Source organism: Sphingomonas sp. Tas61C01, assembly GCF_052567495.1.
The window spans coordinates 2,983,969-3,007,034 of the sequence record NZ_CP199583.1 but is presented as its reverse complement, the minus strand read 5'-3'; the positions used below and the strand labels follow the sequence as shown (position 1 = coordinate 3,007,034).

The 23,066-nt window shown below is 67.4% G+C and carries 21 protein-coding genes; 7 read left to right on the top strand and 14 right to left on the bottom strand.

The genetic code is table 11. The features are described 5' to 3' along the window. Positions 1-25 precede the first annotated feature (25 nt). From ACT009_RS14120 to ACT009_RS14070, 11 genes are all read right to left on the bottom strand, one after another. Positions 26-472: a pseudoazurin gene (locus ACT009_RS14120; RefSeq protein ID WP_445191697.1), complete on the bottom strand. Its 447-nt coding sequence runs from the start codon at positions 470-472 to the stop codon at positions 26-28. After that, entirely contained in the window at positions 469-2,157 is a 1,689-nt protein-coding gene (locus tag ACT009_RS14115; protein WP_445191696.1) for a GMC oxidoreductase, read from the bottom strand. The genes ACT009_RS14120 and ACT009_RS14115 overlap by 4 nt, the downstream gene beginning before the upstream one ends. 10 nt (positions 2,158-2,167) lie before the next feature. Continuing rightward, positions 2,168-2,725 carry a gluconate 2-dehydrogenase subunit 3 family protein gene (locus ACT009_RS14110; protein ID WP_445191695.1) on the bottom strand — a complete coding sequence of 186 codons (558 nt, stop codon included), beginning with the start codon at positions 2,723-2,725 and terminating at the stop codon, positions 2,168-2,170. A gap of 108 nt (positions 2,726-2,833) precedes the next feature. Further along, positions 2,834-4,039 carry an MFS transporter gene (locus ACT009_RS14105; RefSeq protein ID WP_445191694.1) on the bottom strand — a complete coding sequence of 402 codons (1,206 nt, stop codon included), beginning with the start codon at positions 4,037-4,039 and terminating at the stop codon, positions 2,834-2,836. Between the two features lie 214 nt (positions 4,040-4,253). Further along, the gene (locus ACT009_RS14100) at positions 4,254-5,306 is read right to left on the bottom strand and encodes a sugar phosphate isomerase/epimerase family protein (RefSeq protein ID WP_445191693.1); all 1,053 of its coding nucleotides are present in this window, start codon (positions 5,304-5,306) and stop codon (positions 4,254-4,256) included. Next, complete coding sequence (locus ACT009_RS14095) at positions 5,303-6,448, bottom strand: Gfo/Idh/MocA family protein (RefSeq protein WP_445191692.1); 1,146 nt, start codon at positions 6,446-6,448, stop codon at positions 5,303-5,305. The genes ACT009_RS14100 and ACT009_RS14095 overlap by 4 nt, the downstream gene beginning before the upstream one ends. 4 nt (positions 6,449-6,452) lie before the next feature. Beyond that, positions 6,453-7,310, bottom strand: a complete 858-nt coding sequence (locus tag ACT009_RS14090; protein WP_445191691.1) for a sugar phosphate isomerase/epimerase family protein — start codon at positions 7,308-7,310, stop codon at positions 6,453-6,455. A 209-nt stretch (positions 7,311-7,519) separates the two neighbouring features. Next, positions 7,520-8,854 carry an MFS transporter gene (locus tag ACT009_RS14085; protein ID WP_445191690.1) on the bottom strand — a complete coding sequence of 445 codons (1,335 nt, stop codon included), beginning with the start codon at positions 8,852-8,854 and terminating at the stop codon, positions 7,520-7,522. After that, positions 8,851-10,605, bottom strand: coding sequence for an alpha-amylase family glycosyl hydrolase (locus tag ACT009_RS14080; RefSeq protein ID WP_445191689.1), 1,755 nt, complete (start codon positions 10,603-10,605; stop codon positions 8,851-8,853). Before ACT009_RS14080 ends, ACT009_RS14085 begins: the two co-directional genes overlap by 4 nt. Continuing rightward, complete coding sequence (locus tag ACT009_RS14075) at positions 10,602-12,392, bottom strand: glycoside hydrolase family 13 protein (RefSeq protein ID WP_445191688.1); 1,791 nt, start codon at positions 12,390-12,392, stop codon at positions 10,602-10,604. The genes ACT009_RS14080 and ACT009_RS14075 overlap by 4 nt, the downstream gene beginning before the upstream one ends. 100 nt (positions 12,393-12,492) lie before the next feature. Further along, entirely contained in the window at positions 12,493-15,012 is a 2,520-nt protein-coding gene (locus ACT009_RS14070) for a TonB-dependent siderophore receptor (RefSeq protein WP_445191687.1), read from the bottom strand. A gap of 323 nt (positions 15,013-15,335) precedes the next feature. Between ACT009_RS14070 and ACT009_RS14065 the strand changes: the two genes are divergently transcribed. From ACT009_RS14065 to ACT009_RS14055, 3 genes are all read left to right on the top strand, one after another. Next, complete coding sequence (locus tag ACT009_RS14065) at positions 15,336-15,605, top strand: GlsB/YeaQ/YmgE family stress response membrane protein (protein WP_445191686.1); 270 nt, start codon at positions 15,336-15,338, stop codon at positions 15,603-15,605. Between the two features lie 155 nt (positions 15,606-15,760). Next, positions 15,761-16,393, top strand: coding sequence for an OmpA family protein (locus ACT009_RS14060; RefSeq protein ID WP_445191685.1), 633 nt, complete (start codon positions 15,761-15,763; stop codon positions 16,391-16,393). 35 nt (positions 16,394-16,428) lie between these two features. Continuing rightward, the gene (locus ACT009_RS14055; RefSeq protein ID WP_445191684.1) at positions 16,429-16,974 is read left to right on the top strand and encodes a hypothetical protein; all 546 of its coding nucleotides are present in this window, start codon (positions 16,429-16,431) and stop codon (positions 16,972-16,974) included. A 45-nt stretch (positions 16,975-17,019) separates the two neighbouring features. Here the strand turns inward: ACT009_RS14055 and ACT009_RS14050 are convergent, their stop codons facing one another. Together ACT009_RS14050 and ACT009_RS14045 are read right to left on the bottom strand one after the other, a co-directional pair. Further along, on the bottom strand, positions 17,020-17,595 hold the full coding sequence (locus ACT009_RS14050) for a phosphatase PAP2 family protein (RefSeq protein WP_445191683.1): 576 nt from the start codon (positions 17,593-17,595) through the stop codon (positions 17,020-17,022). A 106-nt stretch (positions 17,596-17,701) separates the two neighbouring features. After that, complete coding sequence (locus ACT009_RS14045; RefSeq protein ID WP_445191682.1) at positions 17,702-17,908, bottom strand: DUF2945 domain-containing protein; 207 nt, start codon at positions 17,906-17,908, stop codon at positions 17,702-17,704. Positions 17,909-18,084: 176 nt separating this feature from the next. Here ACT009_RS14045 and ACT009_RS14040 point away from each other — a divergent pair, with 176 nt between their 5' ends. Next, positions 18,085-18,789: a hypothetical protein gene (locus ACT009_RS14040; RefSeq protein ID WP_445191681.1), complete on the top strand. Its 705-nt coding sequence runs from the start codon at positions 18,085-18,087 to the stop codon at positions 18,787-18,789. Positions 18,790-18,820: 31 nt separating this feature from the next. On the opposite strand, the gene ACT009_RS14035 is transcribed toward ACT009_RS14040, so the two are convergent. Continuing rightward, the gene (locus ACT009_RS14035) at positions 18,821-20,308 is read right to left on the bottom strand and encodes a PAS domain S-box protein (RefSeq protein ID WP_445191680.1); all 1,488 of its coding nucleotides are present in this window, start codon (positions 20,306-20,308) and stop codon (positions 18,821-18,823) included. Between the two features lie 172 nt (positions 20,309-20,480). Here ACT009_RS14035 and ACT009_RS14030 point away from each other — a divergent pair, with 172 nt between their 5' ends. Genes ACT009_RS14030 through ACT009_RS14020 form a run of 3 tightly spaced genes read left to right on the top strand, consistent with a single transcriptional unit; the run spans position 20,481 to position 23,041 of the window. Further along, positions 20,481-21,062 (top strand): SRPBCC family protein, encoded by a 582-nt coding sequence (locus ACT009_RS14030; protein ID WP_445191679.1) that lies wholly within the window; start codon positions 20,481-20,483, stop codon positions 21,060-21,062. Continuing rightward, entirely contained in the window at positions 21,062-22,246 is a 1,185-nt protein-coding gene (locus ACT009_RS14025; RefSeq protein WP_445191678.1) for a zinc-dependent alcohol dehydrogenase, read from the top strand. Before ACT009_RS14030 ends, ACT009_RS14025 begins: the two co-directional genes overlap by 1 nt. Before the next feature lie 12 nt (positions 22,247-22,258). Beyond that, on the top strand, positions 22,259-23,041 hold the full coding sequence (locus tag ACT009_RS14020; protein ID WP_445191677.1) for an SDR family NAD(P)-dependent oxidoreductase: 783 nt from the start codon (positions 22,259-22,261) through the stop codon (positions 23,039-23,041). Positions 23,042-23,066 lie beyond the last annotated feature (25 nt).

The window sequence follows — 23,066 nt, the reverse complement described above, 5'->3', positions numbered from 1 at the left end:
CTCGCTCGTTGACGATAGGTCGCGGTCAGCCCGCAAGCAGCGCGGTCATCCGCTTCTTGCCGATGCCGGGCAGCTTGGCGGCTTCGGTCTGCAGCTGGGCGCGATTGGCGGCGTTGCCGACCTGGATCACCCCGACCATGCCGAGCCCCAGATGCGGCAGGCACTTATAGCCGTACAGCCCGGCGCGATCGAACTTGACCACGATCTCCTGGTTGATGGCGCCCTTGAACGGCGTCGCCCCCGCCGGGATCATTCCGACGATCGACTCCGCATTGTGGCCCTTGTCGGTGGCGACGAACTTCACGCTGTCACCCGGCGCAATCGCGAGCTTGGCGGGCGAGAACACCATCAGCTGGCCGTCGGGGCCCTTGTTGAGCATCTGCACCTGCCACTGCTTGGGCGCGGGCGCCGGTGCGGCGCCGACCAGCGCCAGCGTCGACATCGCCAGCGCGAGCTTCATCGTCCGGATCAAATCTTGTCCTCCTTCAGGAACGCGGCGGCATGGTGCGCGGCGCGCGCCGACATTGCCATGTAGGTCAGTGACGGGTTCTGGCAGCCCGACGAACTCATGCATGCCCCGTCGGTGACGAAGATGTTGGGCACGTCGTGCGCCTGGTTGTACTTGTTGACCACCGAGGTCTTGGGGTCATGCCCCATCCGCGCGCTGCCCATCTCGTGGATGCCGAGCCCGACGCCGCCATAATGCTTGCTGACCATGATGTCGGTGCACCCCGCGGTCTCCAGCATCGCGCGGGCATCCTCGCCGACCTGCTTGATCATCGCATGGTCGTTGGCGCCGAGGCTGACGTCGATATGCGGAATGGGGATGCCCCATTTGTCCTTGGCGGTGGTGCTGAGCGTGATCCGGTTGTCGGGGCGCGGCAGCATCTCGCCGAACCCGCCGAGCGACGCGCGCCACGGGCCGGGCTTGCGCAGTTCGGACTTCAATGCCGCGCCGACTCCCGGCGCACCCATGCCGCGCTGCCACCCGTCGCGGATGATCCGGCCCTGGAACCCGAAGCCGCGGACGTAACCGTCGGCGGGTTCGGTGACGTTGCGGTAGCGGGGGATGTAGAAGCCGTTCGGGCGGCGCCCGTGATGATAGATGTCCTCATGGCCCGGATAGACGCCGCTCGCGCCGAGCCCGCTCAGGTGATCGGTGAGGTTGCGGCCGACCTGATCGGACGTGTTGGCGATGCCGTTGGGGAACGCCTCCGATACCGAATTGAGCATCACCTGCGCGGTGCCGAGCGTCGAGGCGCAGAGGAACACCATCCGCGCTTCGTAGGTCTGCCCCTGCTTGGTCTTGGCGTCGATCACCCGCACCCCGGTGGCACGGCCGGTCTTGGGATCGTGGACGATGCTGTGCGCGATCGCGTCGGTCACCACCGTCACGTTGCCGGTCCGCATCGCCGCAGGCAGCGTGGCCGACAGGCTGGAGAAGTAAGCCCCGAACGAACAGCCGCGCTCGCACAGCGACCGGTATTGGCAGGCGTTGCGGCCGAGATCCTCGTGCACCTTGGTCGGCGCGGTCAGGTGCGCGCAGCGGCCGGTGATCAGCCTGCGGCCGGGATACTTCGCCTCGACCTTGCGCCCGAACTCCTCCTCGGGCGGGGTCAGCGCCATCGGTGGAAGGAACTTGCCGTCGGGCAGCTGCGCGAGCCCGGCGTTCTGGCCGGATATTCCCGCGAAGGTTTCGACATGATCGTACCACGGCGCCATGTCGGCATAGCGGATCGGCCAGTCGACGCCGTGCCCGTCGGCCTTGTTCGCCGCGAAATCCATCTCGCTCAGCCGGTAGGACTGGCGCGCCCACATGATCGAACGGCCGCCGAGATGATAGCCGCGGATCCACATGAACGGCCGGTCGGCGGGCGTCGTATAGGGGTGGTCGCTGTCCTTCACCCACAGATGCTTGGTCGCGGTGGAGAAGGCATAGCACTGGCTCTGCACCGGATACTCTGCGTCGATCTCGTTTTCCGAGACCATGCCGTAATTCTCGATCTCCCATGGCGATTCCGAATCGGTGTAATCGGCGCCATGTTCGAGATGGCGGCCGCGCTCGATCACCAGCGTCTTCAGTCCGCGCTCGGCAAGCTCCTTCGCCGCCCAGCCGCCGCTCATCCCCGAGCCGATCACGATCGCATCGAATGTCATGATGATCCTCTCAGGCAGCCCAGCTGCGCGTCGCGGGGGTGATCGGGATCGACGGTTCCCAGACGCCCGGCACCAGTTCGTAGCGCAGTTCCACCGTCGCGCCGGGCTCCGAGAAATAATAGCCGGTCAGCAGCAGCCGTTTCAAATCGCGATAGCCGGCATCGTTCGCGCCGAGCAGCGCGGCATCCTGCCGGGTCAGCCACGCGGTGCGCGCCGCCGCGGGGGCGGAGGCGAGTGGCATGCCGAGTTCGGCACGGGCGGATTTTTCGAGCCGGGTGACGACGTCGCGGAACTTGGCCTGGCTCGCCGCCGACGCCCAGTTGGTCATCAACGAATCCAGGAACTGCGGCACCTTCGCATCGACCGCTCCGGGGGTGTCGGTGCGCGGGATCATCGTGTCGCACAGCGCGGCAACGGTGCCGCGTTCGGGCGCGGTGAAGAAGCCGGCGCCCGCACCCGCGGCGGCCTGCGCCAGCGCCTCGGGCGCCAGGCCGATCCCGCCGACGATCAGGAAGGCGCTGCGCAACAAGGCGCGGCGGTCTAGGCAATCCATGGGCTCAGCCGACATCGTCCACTCCGATTCCGATCGGGATGCCGTTGGCCGCATCCTCATGATTTGCCACGAGAGTGTCCGAACCCGCCGCCGCTGTCCAGTGCCCGCCCGACATCGGGGGGCTCACCGGGCGGCCACGACGCCGCGGGTGCGGTCGCGGAAGATCAGCAGGAATATGACCGCGGTGACCGCCGCCAGCCCCGCCGGCACCAGCCAGAAGCTGTGCCACACCGGCTGTCCGCCCGCATCGGCGGTCGCGTTGAACACCAGGTTCGCGGCGTTGCTGCCGACGACATAGCCCAGGCCCCAGGTGACCAGCGCCAGGAACGACTGCGCCCGGCCGCGGGTCTCGGTCGGGAAATGCTTGTCGACCCAGATCGTCGCGGCGACGATAACGAAATCGAAGCACACCCCGTGCAGCGCCAGCGCCAGGAAGATCACCGGGGTGATCGGCCCGCTGGTATCGAAACCGTTCGCGAACAGCACATAGCGCAGCGCCCAGGCGAGCATCCCGACCAGCAGCACGCCCTTGATCCCGAGGAATCGGAAGAACAACGGCAGCAGCAGCAGGAAGCCGACCTCCGACACCTGCCCGATGGTCTGCACCGCCGCCGCGGCCTTCATGCCGATGCCGTCCAGGAACGCGTTGGCATAGACGTTGTAGAACGCGAACGGGATCATCATCAGCAGCGCGCAGGCGATCAGCGCCCAGAAGCTGCGATCGCCCTCGCGGATCGCGTCGAGCCCGAGCAGCGATCCCGCCGACACCGGCTGTCCGCCCGCGCGCGGCGGCACCGTCGGCAGGGTGAAGGCATAAATGCCGTAGACCAGCGACGCGGCACCCGCGAGATACAGCGGGATCGGCGTACGCTCGGCGCCCAGGCTGCCGACGATCAGACCGGCGACGATCCAGCCGATCGTGCCGAACACGCGGATCCCCGGAAACTGCCGCTCGACGTCGGTGATCGCATTGAACGCGATCGCGTTCGACAGCGCGATCGTCGGCATATAGGCGAGCAAGACGCCGAGCGTCGCCGCGAACATCAGCGCCGGATCGGCATCGACGGTCGACAGCGCGAACAGCAGCGCCCCGCTGGCGATGTGCAGCACGCCCATCACCTTCTCCGCGGAGAAATACCGATCCGCGATCGCCCCGACGAACAACGGTGCCGCGATCGCCGCCCACCCTTGCGCCGAATAGATCGTGCCGATCCACGCCTGCAGCCCGTGATGCACCAGATAGGTGCTGAACGGCACGAACCACGCGCCCCACACCGCATATTGCAGGAACATCATCAGCGACAGCCGGATGCGGATGGAGGCGGTCATGCTGGTTCCTCGTTGAAGGCCGAGTGATGTCGAGCAGCGGCGAAGCGACCCAATCCATCTTCGTCACCCCGGACTTGATCCGGGGTCCCGCTGCGTCCCAGAAACATATGCCGTTGGATCCGCTGCAAAGCGGGACCCCGGATCAAGTCCGGGGTGACGGAAGGGCTACGCAGATGTCCCGCCGTCGCGGAAGCACAAGCGGCGCGGCGCATCGTCATCCCTGGTCCAGCCCCAGGATGCGCCGGTTGCGCGCCGCATCGGGGGCGGCGCCCGCGAAATCGTCGAAGGCGCGTTCGGCGCGGCGGATCAGGTGCGCGGCGATGAACGGCGCCCCCTCCGCGGCGCCCTGTTCGGGGTGCTTGAGGAAGCATTCCCATTCGAGCACCGCCCAGCCTTCGTAGCCATGCTGGGTCAGCCGCGAGAAGATCCCGCCGAAATCGACCTGCCCGTCGCCGAGCGAGCGGAACCGGCCAGGCCGGTCGCCCCAATCCGCATAGCCGCCATAGACCCCGGCGCGCCCCGACGGCACGAACTCGGCATCCTTCACATGGAACATCCGAATCCGCTCGTGATAGATGTCGATGAACTGCAGGTAATCGAGCTGCTGCAGCACGAAGTGGCTAGGATCGTAGAGGATGTTGGCGCGCGGATGATCGTCCACCGCAGCCAGGAACCGCTCCCAGCTGATCCCGTCGTGCAGGTCCTCGCCCGGATGGATCTCGTAGGCGAGGTCGATCCCCTCCGCGTCGAATGCGTCGAGCAACGGCCGCCAGCGCCGCGCGAGCTCGGCGAAGCCCTCCTCGACCAGCCCCGCCGGCCGCTGCGGCCACGGATACATGGTATGCCACAGCAACGCGCCCGAGAAGGTCGCGTGCGCGTCAAGCCCGAGCCGCCGGCTCGCCAGCGCGGCGTGGCGCAGCTGCCGGCACGCCCAGTCGGTGCGCTCGGCGGGACGGCCATGGACTTCGGCGGGAGCGAAGGCATCGAACAGCGCGTCATAGGCGGGATGCACCGCGACCAGCTGTCCCTGGAGGTGCGTCGACAGCTCGGTGATCGCGACGCCCGCCTCAGCGCAGACGCCCGCGATCTCGTCGCAATAATCCTGGCTCTCCGCTGCCTTGGCGAGATCGATCAGGCGGCTGTCCCAGGTCGGTATCTGCACCCCGACATAGCCGAGATCGCCCGCCCAGCGCGCCATCGCGCCAAGCGAGTTGAACGGAGCATCGTCGCCTGCGAACTGCGCCAGGAATATCGCCGGACCCTTCATGCACCCTCCTCCAGATCGACCCAGCGGCCGTCGTCCGCGCTGCTGCGATGCGCCGCGACGATGAAGCGCATCGATCGCATCCCAGCCTCGAGCCCTGCATAGCAGGGCACATCGGGCGCCTGCCCGCGCACCGCCAGCGCGAAATCGTGATAGATATTGGCGAAGGCTTCCAGATAGCCCTCGGGATGGCCCGACGGCGTCCGCGTCACCCGCATCGTCTCGGCGCCCAGATAAGTGCGGTCGACGCCGGGGGTCCAGATCTCCTCCGGCCCGCCGCGCCGCGCCACCCGCAGCACATTGGGGTTCTCCTGCGCCCAATGAACCCCGGCTTCCTCGCACCACACCGAGATCGCGAGGCCGTTGGCGTCGCCGCTGCACACCTGGCTCGCGACCAAGGTGCCGCGCCCGCCGCCCGCCAGCCGGAACAGCGCCGCGCCGTCGTCGTCGAGGGCGCGCCCCGGCAACGCCGCGCGCAGATCCGCCGCGATCCGCTCCATCGCCTCGCCGGTGATCGTCTCGACCAGGTTGAAGGCGTGGGTGCCGATGTCGCCGAACGCGCCCGCCAGCCCCGACCGCGCCGGATCGATGCGCCACGCCGCCTGCTTGCCGACCGTGTCCTCGGCGCGCCCGAGCCAGCCTTGCGTATAGCGCACCGCCACCCGCCGCACCGCGCCGAGCCCGCCGCCCGCGACCAGCGCGCGCGCCTGCCGGACCATCGGATAGGCCGCATAGGTGTGGGTGACGCCGACCAGCCCGCCGGTCCGCGCCGCCGCCGCGACGAACGCGGTCGCCGCCTCGATCGTGTCGGTCAGCGGCTTGTCGGTCAGCACCGGGAACCCTGCCTCCAGCGCGGCGATCGCGACCGGCGCATGGAGATGATTGGGCGTGACGATCGCAACGAACTCCGCGCGCTCGTCGGCCGGCAGCGCGCGCTCGCCGTCGATCAGCGCCTGCCAGCTGGCGTAGCTGCGCTCCGGCGCGAGGCCGAGGGCGGCACCCGACCGTGCCGCGCGTTCCGCGTCGCTGGAGAACGCGCCAGCGACCAGCCGGCAATTGCCCGCGATCGCGGCGGCGGTGCGGTGGACCGGCCCGATGAACGCGCCTTCCCCACCGCCGACCATGGCGTACCGTACCGGCGTCATCGGATCAGCCCTTCAGCGTACGCAGATAGGCGAAGCTCTTGGTCAGCCCGTCGAGCGCGGGCTTCACGAACGGCGGCTCCTGCTCGACGAACCACGCGCCGATCTTCGCGCGGTCCGCCGCCGCGAACACCGGCTTCCAGTCGATCACCCCCTCGCCGACCGGCGTGCTCGCGACGTCGGGCGAGATCTGGTTGTAGCCAGGCGCCTTGGCGGTGATGTCCTTCACGTGCAGCAATTCGATCCGCGCCCGATGCTTGTCGATCGTCGCCGCGGGATCATGCCCCGCCGCAGCCACCCAGCCGAGATCGAGTTCGAAGGTGACCAGCGCCGGGTCGGTCAGCCGGATCAGCTCGTCATAGGCACTCTTGCCCTCGTAATCGAGCATCTCCGCGGCGTGATTGTGATAGCCGAAGCGCATACCCATCGCCTTGGCGGACTTGCCGATCCGGTTCATCGCCTCGGCATTGCGGTGCCAGTCGGCCAGCGTCATCGATTCGGCGAGGCCGATATTCCACGACTTGGCCGGGTCCTGCGGCCTGGTCGAGGCGGGCGACGACGCGACGAAATAGCGCACCCCGACGTCGCGCGCCTGGGCGAGCTTCGATTCATGTTCGTCGATCAGGTCGCGCATCGAGAAATGGCACGACACGCAGTCGAGCCCCGCCTCGGTCACGCCCTTGCGAAAATCCGCGGGCGTGCGTCCGACCCAGCCCGCCGCCTCGACCCGCTGGTAGCCGATCCGCTTCAACGCGCGAAGCGTCCCGTCGAAGTCTTGCGCGAGCTCTTCCTTCACGGTCCATAGCTGGAGCCCGGGAGCCTGGCGAAACGTCGATCCCGTCGCTGCCAGAGCGGGGCGGGTCATCAACCCCGCCACGCCCAACGCGCCGGCCCCAAGCATCGCACGGCGACTTACCTCGATCATCGAACTCTCCCGGTGCGTGGCCCCCGCCTGTCTCCGCCGGTCGCCACGATCTCGATCTGCACGCGCATTGTCGCCGCGCGGGCCGGGAGTTGCAAGCATGCAAAGGTCGGGGGTCGCTCGCTTATCGGCGCGCCGCGACCGGTCCGTCGCTACCCGGCGCTGGTCTCCGCCCGTCGCGATGCGCCGCCGCGCACCAGCATGGTCGCCGCGGCGGCGACGATCATGAACGCGCCGGCCAGGTACAGGATGTGGCGCGGATCGCCGTTCAGCAGCGGGCGGTAGAACAGCGGCACCGTCAGGCTCTGGATCAGCATCGGCACGACGATGAACATGTTGAAGATGCCCATGTAGATCCCGGTCCGCGCCGGCGGGATCGCATCGGCGAGCATCACATAGGGATTGCCCATCATGCTCGCCCAGCCGAGCCCGATCCCGAGCATCGGCGCGAACAGCGACACCTTGTCGGTCATGCCGGGGATCGTCAGCATCGCCGCTCCCGATGCGGCGAGGCACAGCGCATGGACGTTGCGCGCGCCGAACCGCTTGGTCACCGGCACCAGCGCGAAGGCCGCGACGAACGCGACGAAATTGTAGAAGCCGCCGAGCTGCCCGGTGGTCAGCGCCGCATCGCGGAACCCGACCGAGCTCGCGTCGGCGGTGCCCGCGATCGATCGCGCCACCGCGAAGGTGATGTACTGCCAGTAACAGAACATCGCGTACCATTGGAAGAACATCGCCACCGCCAGCTGCCGCATCGCCAGCGGCATCTCGCGAATCGCCTCGCCGATGTCGCGCAACGCGCCGCCGGCGGACAGCGGCACGGCGGTGATCTCGGCACGCTCGGTGGGCGTCAGCGGCAGTTCGGGGACGCGCAGCACCGACCACAGGATCGTCGATAGCGAAAGCACCGCGCCGATCACGAAGGCGACGCGGGTGATGTGCGGGATGTGGTTCGCGTCGACCGCGTTGGCGTCCATCCCCCAGAACACCAGGATCGACGGCGCGAGATAGGATAGCGTCTGCGCAAGGCCGGTGAACGCGCTCTGGGTCAGGAACCCGAGCGGTCGCTGCTCTTCGTTCAGCCGGTCGCCGACATAGGCGCGGTACGGCTCCATCGTCACGTTGTTGGCGGCGTCGAGCACCCATAACAGGCTGGCCGCCACCCACAGCGCGCGGCTGTACGGCATCGCGAACAGGCACAGGCTGCACAGCACCGCGCCGATCAGGAAATAGGGGGTGCGCCGGCCCCAGCGGCTGATGGTCCGGTCGCTCAGCGCGCCGACCAGCGGCTGGACGATCAGCCCGGTCATCGGCCCCGCCAGCCACAGCAGCGGCAGCGTCGCCTCGTCGGCGCCGAGATAGCTGTAGATCGGCCCCATGTTGCTCTGCTGCAGCCCGAAGCTGAACTGCAGCCCCAGGAAGCCGATGTTCATCTGGATGATCCGCCCCAGCGACAGCCGGGGCTTGGTAGCGGCGGCGGTCATCGCGGGGCGCACCACAGCACGCCGAGCGGTGGCACCGACGCGGATGCCGCCCCCGTAGCATCGCAAAGCCGATCGGCCCAGGCGAACGGAAGATCGATCGCCGCGCTGCGCTCCGCGAAGTTGATCAGGACGATGTCCTTGCCCGCGTGCAGCCCTAGCACCGCGTCGTCCTGCGTCTCCCACGGGCGGCTCGGCCCGGTCCCTCCGCTCGCGACACGCGCGCGCATCAGCGCGTCGAGATCGGCGCGGACCCGCACCGCGGCGGCATCGCCGAGGCGATCCCAGGCCATTGCCGGACGGTGCAGCCAGCGGCCTTCATGGGCGTGCAGCGGATCGTCGCGATAGCCATGGTCGTTCAGCATCGCCGCCTCGTCCCCCATGTAGATCGTCGGCAACCCGCCGCTGGCGATCATCAGCGTATGGAGCAGCCGGATCCGCGCGATCGCCGCCTCGTTCCCGTTAGCGCTTTCGAGCCCGGCGAGCGACGCCATCGTGCCGTTGGTGCCGTGCAGCCCGCCGCCCTCGACCTGGAACGGCTCGCCGCGCCCGAAACCGCCGCCCTCCAGCGCCGCCGCGACTGCCTTCAGCCGCCGTTCGGGCTCCGCCTCGAACGCCGCGAGATCGCCGAGCAGCGCGCCCCAGCCGATATCGTCGTGGCACCGCGCATAGGTCAGCCAATTGGCGGCGGCGGGCACCGCCACGGTCGCCGCCTGGATCGCGCGCGGCACCTGCGCGCTGCGTTCGACCAGCGCGGTCCAGCCCGCCACCATCAGCGAATTGTTGTAGAGCAAATGACATTCGGGCGCGTCTTCGCTGCCGAAATAGGGGATGACGTCGCGCGTCGGCACGATCGCCTCGCCTTTCAGCAGCACGCCCGGCGCGACGATGTCGATCGCGGCGCGCAGCGCGCGGACGATGGCGTGCACCTCCAACCGGTTGCGGCTGTCGGTGCGCGCCTGCTTCCACAGGAAGGCGATCGAATCGAGCCGGAATGCCTCGACCCCGTGATTGGCGAGCCGCAGCAGCGTGTCGAGCATCGCCGCGAACAGCCGCGGATTGGCCCAGTTCAAATCCCATTGATAGGGGTAGAAGGTCGTCCACACCCAGCCCAGTCCGGGCACCTGCGTGAAATTGCCGGGCGCGGTGACCGGGAATACCTCCGCCAGGTCGCGCTCGCGGACGGCGACCTCGGCCTCGTCGTCGAGGACGATGTAGAAGTCGCGATAGGTCACGTCACCGGCACGCGCGCGTCGTGCCCAGTCATGATCGTCGGCGGTGTGGTTGAGGGCGAAATCGACGCACAGGCTGATCCCCGCCGAGCGCAGCCGCGCGGTCAGTGCCTCCAGATCGGCGATGTCGCCAAGCCGCGGCTCCACCGCCAGGTAATCTGCGACCGCGAAGCCGCCGTCGCTGTCCCCCTCGCGTGCCTTCAGCAGCGCGAGCAGATGGAGATAGCGGACGCCGAGATCCTCGAGGTAGCCGATCCGGTCGGCGACCCCGGTGACGGTGCCGCCGAACCGGTCGACATAGGCCGAATAACCAAGCATCTCGGGCGCGCGGAACCACGCCGGGTCGGCCTCGCGCATCGCATCCAGCGCGGCGAGCGCAGCCGGGCGATCGTGTGCGCGCGCTTCCAGGCTGGCGGTAACCCCGGCGACGAACTCGGCATGACCCGGCAGGCCGGCGTAGAGCGCATCGAGCTCGCGCAGCAGTCGCGCGCCGTGTCGGTCCCATCGTTCGGCGAAGCTCACAGCCGGTAGAGCCGCGCTTCCCACGGACGCAGCGCCAGCGCCGCGCCCTTCGCGGGTGCATCGTCGAAATTGCCGAGCACCGGCGTGCCCAACTTCGCGCCACCAGGCAGCGTCCAGGTCACCACCTCGGAGGACAGGTTCAGCACGACGAGATAGCCCGCCGCCCCCATCGTGCGGCGATAGGCGAACACCGTCGGATGCCCCGGGTCCAGATCGGCATAGTCGCCGTAGATCAGCGGCAGATTGCCCTTCCGGAACGCCAGCATCCGCCGATAGAAGGCCAGCACCGAGCGCGGGTTCTTCGCCTCCGCGGCGACGTTGATCGTCGCGTGGTTCGGATTGACCGGCAGCCAGGTCTTCGCCGCGGTACTGAACCCCGCATCCTTGCCCGCGGTCCATTGCATCGGCGTGCGCGCATTGTCGCGGCCGGTGCGCTTCAGGTTGGCGAGATACTCCGCCGCCGGCACCTTGCCGGTCAGCACCTGCGCCGCGTAATTGCCCTTCACCTCGACATCGTCGAACTCGTCGATCGCGGTGAAGGGATAGTTGGTCATCCCGATCTCGTCGCCCTGGTACAGGAACGGCGTGCCCTTCTGCGTCAGCAGCAGCATCGCCAGCAGCTTGGCCGACGGCACCCGGTGCGCGGGGCTGGCGTCGCCGAAGGTGTTGACCAGCCGCGGACTGTCGTGGTTCGACAGGAACACGGTGTTCCACAGATGCCGGTCTATGACGCCCCCGGCACGGTCCCACAGCGCCTTCCACTCGACGAGCGTCCAGGGGTTCAGCCGCCAATTGTCGCGCCCGATCCGCGGGATGTCGAATTGGAAGATCAGGTTCAGCTCGCCCCGGCGATCGTCGATCAGCAGCGGCGCCTTGCCGAGCGGCGTCCCTGCCGCCTCGCCGACCGTGACGACGTCGTATTTCGCCAGCGCCTCGCGGTTCATCTCCTTGATGTATTCGTGGAGATGCGGCCCCGACGCATAAAGCTCGTCGGGCGCCTTCAGCTGGTCGGGGGTGAGGTCGGGCAGCCCCGGCTGCTTGGAGATGAACGGGATCACGTCCATGCGGAACCCGTCGACGCCCTTGTCGAGCCAGAAGCGCATCAGCGCATAGATCTCGGCGCGCAGCCTGGGATTGTCCCAGTTGAGGTCGGGCTGCTTCTTGGCGAACAGGTGGAGATACCAGTCGCCATCGGGCCCGTCCTGAGTCCACGCCGATCCGCCGAAGAACGAGCGCATGTTGTTGGGCGGGCCGCCGTTCTTGCCCGGCTTCCAGATATAATAATCGCGATAGGGGTTGGTGCGGCTCTTGCGGCTTTGCTGGAACCAGCGATGCTCGTCGCTGCTGTGGTTGACGACCAGGTCGAGGATCAGCCGCATCCCTCGCGCCTTGATCCCGGCGAGCATCGCGTCGAAATCCGCCATCGTGCCGAATTGCGGCGCGACCGCGCGATAGTCGCTGATATCGTAGCCGTTATCGGCATTGGGCGAGGGGAAATGCGGGCTCAGCCAGATCGCGTCGACCCCGAGCGTCTTCAGATGATCGAGCCGCTGTGTGATCCCCGGCAGGTCGCCGACGCCGTCGCCATTCGTGTCCTGGAACGATCGCGGGTAGATCTGGTAGAACACCGCCTCCTTCCACCATTTCCGGCGATAGCCGTTGGCGTCCGCAGCGACCTCGTCGCGAAACATCGCCACCGCGCTGCGGGCGGGGAGCAAGGCGGCGAGCGAGGCCGCGGTGCCGATCACGCCGCGGCGGGTCGGGCCGGAACTGTCACGATCGATCACGCTGCCATATCCTGCGAATGATCCGGCGAACCGGCTTGGTGATCCCGCGCGGGGCGAGCCGCCGCCGGGTGCATATACGCACCCGGCGGCGCATGCGGCATCAGAAATTGAACCGCGCGGTGGCGCTGATCGTGCGGCCGTTGATCGATCGAGCGCGAACGAAGTTGGTGATGCCGCCGGTGATCGCGCCGTCCTCTTCCTCGGTCAGCCCGACCGCGTCGAACAGGTTGTTGGCGTTGATCGACAGCGCCAGCGACGGCAGCACCTGCACCTCGGCGAACGCGTTGACCGTGGTGTAGCCCGGCATGATCAGCTGGTTGACGTTCTGCGAGAAGCTCTTGGTGGTGCCGATCACGTTGCCGCCGACCGTGAAGCGATCGATCGTGTAGCGCGGCGTCACCGCGAAGACGAAGTTCGCCTGGCGCTGCGGCGTCGCGCCGACCAGCGCCGGGGTCACCACGTCGGACGCGATCTTGGCGTCGGTCAGCGTGCCGGTCGCATTGAGCGAGAAGCCGCCACGGCGATAGCTGCCTTCCAGCTCCACGCCCTTCGCCTCATAGGCGCGGTTGGTGGTGGCGTTCGGTCGGGTCCGGTCGTCGCCGGTCACCTCCTGCGTGCGTGCGTAGAAGGCCGTGGCGAACAGCCCGAACGCGCCGCCGCGATACTTCAACCCGGCTTCGGCCTGCTTGACCGGGGCGACGATGTCGCCGGGGCTCGCCGATCCGTCCGGACGGATGCGGCCGATGATCAGGCGATCGGTGTTGGCGCGCGCGCCCTTCGAATAACGCGCGAACGCGGCGATATCGGGGGTGATCAGATAGTTGAGGCCCGCCGAATAGGACCAATAGCCATAATCGTAATCGACCGGCCGGGTGGTCGCGTTGAACGCGGGAACCTGGCGTTCGATCGGCTGGATCACGCCGTCGCCGTTCACGTCCAAGTTCCGCACGACGGTGTTGCCGCGATAGGTGCCCTGCACCCGCCCGTCGTCGCGGCGCAGGCTGAGATCGACGTTGAGCGGATTGAAGTCCGCTACCACGGATCCGTAGAAGGCATCGATATTGGCACGTACGTCCGCCGACTGGGTGCAGCAATTGCCGAAGGTCGGCGTGCCGTAAGCCCATTGGCCGCCCTGGGTCAGCTTGTTGCCCGCGGGATCGTACACGTCGAGGTAGGTCGACTGGCCGTTGCCGGCGACGCCCTGCACATAGCTCGCCCAAGACGAGGTGATGCCGATCTCCTGGTGCGAGCGGTAATAGCCGCCCTGCACGCTGATCGATCCGCCGCCGACGTCGACGGTCTTCGACAGCGTCAGATTGTTCATCCAGTTGTCGAGCGTGTTCAGCTTGGCGTCGAAGGTGGTGGTCAGCGTCGCCAGCCCGTTGCCGTTCAGTGTCGCGGGATTGACCACCTGCCCCGCGTTCGGGCCGGTCGCCTGGCGCAGCGTATAGGTCCGGCCGTCGGGCGTCAGGCTGCCGTTCGTCAGGTAGGAGCCGACCTGGTTGGCGGCGAGCTGCGCGCTGCCCAGCGTGGTCGGGAACAGCGCCCGGAACGCACCGCTCACCTCGGCATATTTGAACCGGTTCGCGATCACCCAGCCCGGCGCGAATTCATAGCTGCCCTCCAGCCCGAACTGCTTGACCACCGGGTGCATGCCGTCCTTCAGGTCGTTGGTGGTGCGGCGGTTGTCGGGGGTCAGCGACGCCATCTCGCGGACGAACGGGCTTTGCAGCACGTCGCGCTTGATGTCGAAGCCGGGGATCGAGGCATAGGAAGGATCGCCGTTGCTGCCCGTCACCTGCAACGGCGCCGGCATGAACGCGATCGCGCGGTCGTTCAGATATTTGACGTTGGCGCGGATATAGCCGCCCTCGAACGTCTTGGTGACGTTGGCGCGGATCTGCCCGCCCCGTTCGCCGGTATAGCCGACCCGCCGCGGGCCCTCGCCCCAGCGATAGAAGCCGCCGACATGCGCGGTCCAGCCGTTGCCGAAATTCTTGCCGTAATCGCCGTCGAAGCGGTTGGTGCCGAAGTTCAGCCCCTTGGTGAAGGCGACCGCGCCGCCGGTCTTGTCGCCGGTCTTGCTGATGAAGTTGATGACGCCGCCCGGCGAGTTGCTCGCCAGCGTCGATGCGGAGCCACCGCGGATGCTCTCGATCGTCGCGACGTTGTAGTCGGCGCGCAGGAAGATGTCGGCATTGCCGAACGCGATGTCGCCATATTCGAGCACCGGCAGGCCGTCTTCCCACAATTGCAGGAACTTCGCCCCGCCCGCCGAGATCGGCAGCCCGCGCACCGCGATGTTGGCGTTGCCCTCGCCGCCCGAGCTTTCCGATCGCACGCCGGGGATGCTGCGCAGCAGTTCCGCGGTCGATCGTGGCGCATTCTGGAGCGCGGCCTCGGCGTCTAGGCTGCTGACCGAGACGCTGGTGTCGAGCCGCGTCTGGCCCCGCCGCGTCGCGGTGACGACGATGTCGCCGAGCCCCAGCGCATCGTCGGGCGCCTGCACCGCGGCACCGGCGGCGGGATCGGCCGTCCCGGCCTGCTGCGCCCGCGCGTTCCCCGCGATGGCGATCGCAGCGAACGAACTGATGGCGATAAGTGCGAATTTGGTCTTCATGACGATCCTCCCGACAAGCGCTCTACGGCGTTCTCATGCTCAGATTACAAATTCTGAAAACGTTTGCAAGTAGGTTCCTGCAAACGTTTTCAGACGAGGACCGGAGCGTTGCCGGAAAACACGGCACATTCTCAACTCGTGCCAAGACGAGGATCTACATTTCACGAAATCTACCAACGCCCGAGTGACGGCTGCACCAACCGACTGTCCGTTACCCGACTGATCATGCTGAACATTACCGCACGCGCCTCGTTGATGCCGTCCTACCCGAGTGCAGTGCCGGCAACGGCGGCGAACGGGGGCGAACAACGGAAGGTAATCTCATGGGTCTCATCATTCTCCTCATCGTCGGCGGCATCGTCGGTTGGCTGGCGAGCCTCATCATGCGCACCGATGGCCAGCAGGGCATTTTCCTGAACGTCGTCGTCGGCATCGTCGGTGCGGCACTGGCCGGGTTCATCGTCACGCCGCTGATTGGCGGCGCACCGATCACCAGCGGCGCGATCTCGATCCAGTCGATCCTGGTGTCGCTGCTTGGCGCGGTCATCCTGCTCGCGCTGATCAACCTGTTCCGCCGCGGTGCGGTTCGCTGATCCTAGCAAGCCACGGCTGATGCGGCTGCGCGATCGTCATGTCGGACTGGTGCCGAAGACGGTCGCGCCGTCGGCCTGAGCGAACGCTGCGCCGACGCGGAACGGTTTCGAGATCCGGCGTGTTGGCCGATCAGAACAACAACAGGAGAGCAAGCATGGCTGATCCGGACGACCGGCGCACCGACGGCGCGCCGCCCAATCACATCCATATCGAAAAGAAGAAGACCAACTGGCTCGCGTGGATTCTTCTTGCGCTCGGTCTTCTTGCGCTGCTGTTCGCGCTCAGCCGCTGCGGCAAGGACGACGATGCGTATGTCGCTCCCGCTTTGACCGCCAGTGCTACCAGCGACGGCGTCGTCGCCGCCACCCCCGATGCGGACCGCTCGACCGTCCTCGCCGGCACAACCGGGCTCGGCGCCTATCTGGCCGGCAAGGAACCCGTCCCGCGTAGCTTCACCTTCGAGAAGCTGAACTTCGATACCGCCAACAGCGCCATCCGCGCGCAGGATGCGGACGAGATCGCCACCGTCGCCACGACGCTGAAGCAATACCCGACGACGCACGTGCGCATCGCCGGCTATGCCGACGCCCGTGGCTCCGAACCGGCCAACGCCGCCCTCGGCAAGGCACGGGCCGACAGTGTCAAGGCCGCGCTGATCAAACAGGGCATCGACGCCGGTCGTATCGAAACCGCCAGCGGTGGCGAGAGCGACCCGGTCGGATCCAACGCGACCACCCCCGGCCAGGCGGAAAACCGCCGCACCGAGATCGTCGTCACCCGCCGCTGATCCTCCCGATCCGATCCTCACGAAAGGAAACGACCATGTCACGTACCATCACCGCATTGTTCGATTCGCGCGCCGATGCCGAAGCCGGGGGCGAGCGCCTCCGCCAGGCGGGCGTCGATGCCGGCCACGTCGCGATCCACGACCAATCGTCACACAGCACGACGGGCGACTATTCGACCCATCAGGATCGCGGCCTCTGGGCATCGATCAAGAACGCCTTCCTCCCCGACGAGGATCGCCACACCTATGAGGAAGGCATCCGCCGCGGCGGCTTCCTGCTCACCGCCGATGTCGACGACGACAAGACCGCGGCCGCGGTCAGCGCGCTGGAGGAGGCCGACTCGGTCGATCTCGACCAGCGGTCGCAGCAGTGGCGTTCGGACGGCTGGGACTATGCACCGGCGACAGCGACCGCGGGTATGGCGACCGGCAGCACCACGACCGGGTACGAGGACCGCGACCTGGACGCGAGCACCGAGAATGATCGCGCCGACCGGTCGAGCCTCACCGGCGTTCGCGACACCGATCGCAGCTCCGACAAGTACCGGTCCTATTACCGGTCGGACGACGACCTGCTCTGATCGACGGGCGTTGATCGACGGCCGCGCGGCATCACCGCGCGGCCGTTATCGCGTCCGCGCTTCGTCGTCGCGCTCGCCGACGAGCGCAGCGATCGCGAGTTCCGCGACGATGCCGACCACCGCACCCGCGGCGAGGTCGCTCAGATAATGCTTGCTGCGCGGAATCTGGATCAGCGCCACCGCGGCCGCAGTGCCGTAGGCAGCCACGCGGTGTTCTGGATAGACCCGCGCAAAGGCGCGCGCGACGGTGACCGCGCCAGCGGTATGCCCCGACGGAAAGCTGCTGTCGTCGCTATCGCGGCTGCTGCCCTGCCGCATCTCATAGTCGCCGCCATCGTCGACGACATGCGGTCGCGTCCGGTCGACCCTGTTCTTGACGCTGGTCTTCACCTGCGTCGCCAGCAGCTCGGCCGCCAGCATCGTCGCGCCCGCGCGGGCCAGCCGCCGATTGCGCGCGACCAGTCCGACCAGCGCGGTCGCGGCGCAGATTGCGATCAGCGGCGGCTGGTCGGCGAGCTCGCTCACCCATCCCGCCGCCTTAACCACCGGGTTTCGGCGTGCGGGCGCCGCGCGTTCGGCGACATCCAGATCGGCGCGTTCGACCGCGGTGGGTTGGCTCATCTGGGCTCGATAGGCCGACGCGGCCGGTACGTCGATGCGGACTTTCCATAACCCACGATGCCGGCCGCGCCGCGCGCGTCCGACGTCGCCGACCCGGGGTGAAACGCTAGCCCTTCTTCAGGCTGCCCGGCTTGTGCGCCGCCTGTTTGCCGCCGTCGGTCTCGACGACATATTCCGGATTGTCCTTGCTGGCGGCCACCTTGTGACCCTTGATCTCGGTCTCGCTGGTCACCTTCTTCACGACCTTGCCGTGCGCGGTGCCGCCGGAGCTCTTCCACGAAACCTTGTCGCCCTTGTGCAGTTCGTCTGCCATCGTCGATCTCCTTCGCCCGAAAACCGCCAGGCATGCGAACCGGTTCCGGCGGCAGGGGCTTGGCCGCGACGATCGAAAACCCAAGACGATTTCCCATCGCAACGGATAGTTTTACCTGTGCCGACGGTCGGCGCCGAGCGTTGATCGTCGCGCCGTCCACCCCGGAGTACCGCCCCTTGCGCAACATCGATTTCAGCTCCTGGCAGAGCATCGCCACGACGCTGCTCGGCCTCGCCCTTGTCGCGCTGGTCGGCGTCGGCATGCGGCTGCTGATGATGGTCACGATCCAGCAGCGGCGCGAGCGGATGAACCGCCAGATCAACGAACGGCTGCGCACGCTGATCGCGGCGTACAAGGTGCTGGGCGGTTCGTTCACCGGCAACCTCGCGGTCGATCCCAGCCATCTCCGCGACTTGCGCCGGCAAGCCGCCGCGGCTGACGCCCCGCTCGATCTGTCGCCGGAGACGATCGCCGGGTCCGATCGCGCACGCCGCATCCGCGACGCGGTGGAGGCGGCGCTGTCCGACATCATCCTGCTCGGGACCGAAGACCATGTCCGGCTCGCCGCCGCCGCCGCGCAGGAGCTGGTCGCCGGCCGCCCGGTCCACGCGCGCGAGCTGGTGGTGTCGCTGCGCACCTTCATCCGCGAGGCGCTGGATCTCGACCCGCTGCCGCCCGAGCTGACGATCCCCGCACAAGGCCCGCTGCGGCCCTCGACAAGCGGCGCGCGCGGCAAGGGTGGCGAGCGGGAGGGTGGCGGACGCCAGGGCGGTGGCGGTGGTGGTGGTGGTGGGATGGGGGGCGGTGGTGGGATGGGGGGCGGGGGGACGTCGATGGGCATTGGCGGCGACGACCCTCACGATCCTCACGCGAAGCCCTGATCCCCCTCCCGCCTGCGGTAGGGGAGTAGGATCACCCCGACCGGCCACCGATACCCCGCTCGCGCGCCCAGATCACCGCGGCGCTGCGACGGTTCACGCCGATCTTCGCGTAGAGCCGCGACACGTGGTTGCGCACGGTGTTGCTCGACAGGTGCAACCGCGCCGCGATCGCCTTGTCGTCGGCGCCTTCGCAGATCAGCTCGAGCACCTCGCGCTCGCGCCGGCTGAGTTCCTGCGACGCCGGTTGCGCCGACGCCGCATCGTTCGCCCCGCCCCTGACCGTGGCGAGCTTGTCCATGATCGATCGGCTGAACCAGCTCGCGTCCTTCATTACCGCGTCGATCGCGTCGACCAGTTCCAGCTCGGTGTGCCGGCGCTGGCTGATGTCCTGGTACAGCCACAGCACGCAGCGATCGCCACGCAGCGCGATCACCTCCGCGGACACCAGGCAGTCGCTGGTCGATCCGTCCTTGTTGAGCACGCGGACGTCGTGGTTGCGGATGCCGCCGCGGCGGGCGATCTCGTCCTCCAGCGCGCGGCGTTGGTCGCCGTCGTTCCACAGTTGCAGGTCGTCGGGCACATGGCCGAGCAGCGCCTCGGTCGCATGCCCGGTCAGCCGGCGGAACGCCTCGTTGACCTCGACGATGCGGTGATCGTCGCCGCTGGTCACCGCCATCGCTACCGGCGCCATCCGGAACACCGTCGCGAAGTGCCGCTCGCTGGCGCGTAACGCGCCCTCCGCCTGCCGCCGCGGTTCGAGATCGGCGAAGGTGAACAACATGCAGCGTTCGTCACTGATCTCGATCGGCTGCCCGGCCAGGATCACCAGCTTGAACGAGCCGTCGGGCAGCGGCACTTCCGCCTCGACCTGCGGAATCGTCGTGCCCGCGGCGAGATGGTCGGTGGTCGATTTGTGGCGATCGGCACGCGCGAGCACGTCGATCTCGCGCAACGGTCGCCCGAGCACTTCCGCCCGTTCATAGCCGGTCATGTCGAGGAACCCCGCATTGACCCGAACATAGCGCTGGTCGCTCAGCCGGACGATCGCGGCGGGCGCCGGATTGGCCTGGAACATCGCCTCGAACCGCGCCTCCGCCTCGAAGCGCTCCGACACGTCCTGGATCACGAGCGCGAGGCAGTCCGGATCGCCGCCGTCGATGTCCATCACCACGTCATGGACCTGGTGGGTCCAGCGCGGCTCGTTCTCGCCGATCGGCGCGACCTCGACGATCATGTCGGGGAACTGCTCGCCCGCCAGCATCCGCATGATCGGGTATTCGCGCCGGTCGAGCCGGTGATGATTGCGGTGGCGCAGGCAGAAACGCTGGCAATAGTCGTCTGCCGTCGCGCCGAGATCCTTGGACTTGGCGACCCCGTGCATCTTGCACGCCGCCGGGTTGGCGGTGAGGATGACGCCGGTCGGGTCCATCAGGATCACGCCCGCGGTCAATCCCTGCACCAATTGCTGGAGATGCTGGAGCGTCGGCGTTGCCAGCTTGTCTTGGGATCCGCGAGCCATCTACCGCCAAGCGAACGCGGGGGCATCGCGGTTCCCACGCGCTAGTCGCGACGATCTCTAAACATGGATCAATATTTGCGGTGGTTGCCCGCAAACCGCTGTGATCTCGATCAATTCGGAACAAAGCCTGGGTCGGTTCGCTTGGTGATCTTACCGCAGACAGGAGTGTTCCATGGCAGATCAGAGCGTCCACGACGACGCCCCGCTGACCGCGTCCAAGCGTCACGACGCCGTCGACGAGGCGACCGGCGGCAGCGTCGAGAAGCGCGGCGATCAACTCGTCGGGCGGTCGGTCACCATCAACCGGCCGGTCGGCGAGCTCTTCGCCTATTTCCGCGATTTCACCAATCTTCCGACCTTCATGGAAAATGTCGAACGGATCGACATCCTCGACCAGAAGCGTTCGCACTGGGTGGTGAAGGGACCCGCCGGCAAGTCCTACGAGTGGGATTCGACGATCACCGAAGAGGCGCAGGACAGCTTCATCGCCTGGGCGTCGGAAGCAGGCGCCGACGTCGCCAACAGCGGCCGCGTCGATTTCCGCGATGCGGGTGCGCGTGGCACGATCGTCACCGCGACGATCCTCTACGATCCGCCGGGCGGCGCGATCGGTAAGTTCATCGCCAAGATGTTCCAGCGCGAACCCGCCATCCAGGCGCGCCGCGACCTGCGCCGCTTCAAGCAACTGATGGAAACCGGCGAGATCGCGACGTCCGCGATGAACCGCAAGCAACATGAAGAGGAGGCCGCCTGATGCGCGCCCTGGCCTGGCACGGCAAACACGACGTCCGCGTCGACACCGTTGACGATCCCGAGATCGTCAATCCCCGCGACTGCATCATCAAGGTCACCGCGACCGCGATCTGCGGGTCGGACCTCCATCTCTACGACGGTTACATCCCGACGATGCAGGCCGGCGACATCCTCGGCCACGAATTCATGGGCGAGGTCGTCGAAGTCGGCGCCAAGTCGACGCTGCAGAAGGGCCAGAAGGTCGTGGTCCCGTTCACGATCTCGTGCGGCAGCTGCTATCATTGCGGCAAGCATCAATATTCGGCGTGCGACAACGGCCTGCCGGCCGACAATCAGGACATCGCGCAGACCATCTACGGCCAGCCGATGTCGGGGCTGTTCGGCTATAGCCACATGACCGGCGGCTATGCCGGCGGCCAGGCCGAATATGTCCGTGTGCCGTTCAGCGACGTCGGCCCGATCGTGATCCCCGACGGCGTCGAGGACGAGAAGGTGCTGTTCCTCTCCGACATCCTGCCGACCGGCTGGATGGCCGCCGAGAATGCGCAGATCGAACCCGGCGATACCGTCGCGGTTTGGGGCTGCGGCCCGGTCGGGCTGTTCGCGGTGCAATCGGCATTCCTGATGGGCGCCGAGCGGGTGATCGCGATCGATCACTTCCCGCACCGGCTGGAACTCGCCAAGCGCTTCGGCGCGGAGACGATCAACTTCGAACAGTCCGCGGTCTACGAAGCGCTGATGGAGATGACCGGCGGGATCGGCCCCGATGCGGTGATCGACAGCGTCGGGCTGGAGGCGCACGGCGCGTTCGTCGACAACATCGTCGACCAGATCAAGGCGTCGACCTTCCTCGGCACCGATCGCGCGCATTCGATCCGCCAGGCGATCATCGCCTGCCGCAAGGGCGGACGGGTGTCGATGCCCGCGGTCTATGGCGGGTTCATCGACAAGTTCCCGCTCGGCGCGTTCATGGAAAAGGGGCTGACCCTCAAGACCGGGCAGACCCACGTCCAGCATTACATGCCCGGGCTGCTCAACGCGATCATGGAGGGGAAGATCGACACGACCTTCCTCATCTCGCACCGGATGGCGCTCGAAGACGCGCCGAAGGGCTACGACATGTTCAAGAACAACCAGAACGAGGTGACGAAGGTGGTGCTCCGGCCCGACTTCGCCGCCGCTTGAGGAGACATCATCATGGCCAATAAATTCGCGATCATCACCGGCGCGTCGACCGGCATCGGCTTCGAACTCGCCACGCTCGCCGCCAAGGACAAGTACGACATCCTCGTCGTCGCCGACGAACCGTTGGTCGAGGCGGCGGCGGCCGACTTCAAGCAGTTCGGCACCGATGTGCAATCGGTCGAGGCAGACCTGTCGACGATCGAAGGCGTCGATCGCCTGCTCGACGCCGCCGGCGGGCGCCAAGTCGACCTGCTCTGCGCCAATGCCGGGCGCGGGCTCGGCCACGGCTTCCTCGATCAGTCGGTTTCCGACTGGCGCAAGGTCGTCGACACCAACGTGACCGGCACGCTCTACCTGCTCCACAAGACGCTGCCCGCGATGGTCGCGCGCAACGACGGCAAGGTGCTGGTGGTCGGCTCGATCGCGGGCTTCATTCCGGGCAGCTTCCAGGCGGTCTACAACGGCACCAAGGCGTTCGTGGACAGCTTCACCGATGCGCTGCGCAACGAGCTGAAGGACGCCGAGGGCGTCACCATCACCACGCTGATGCCCGGCCCGGTCGAGACCGAATTCTTCGACCGCGCCGACATGATGGACACCTCGGTCGGCACCAATCCGAACAAGAGCGATCCCGTCGATGTCGCCAAGGACGGCTGGGACGCGCTGATGGCGGGCAAGGCCTCGATCGTATCGGGCTGGAAGAACAAGCTGCAAGTGGCGGCGGCGCACATCACCCCCGCCGCGGTGCTGGCGGAACAGCATCGCAAGATGGCCGAACCGGGCACGGCGGAATGAGGATCGGGGGGCGTCGATTGGCGCT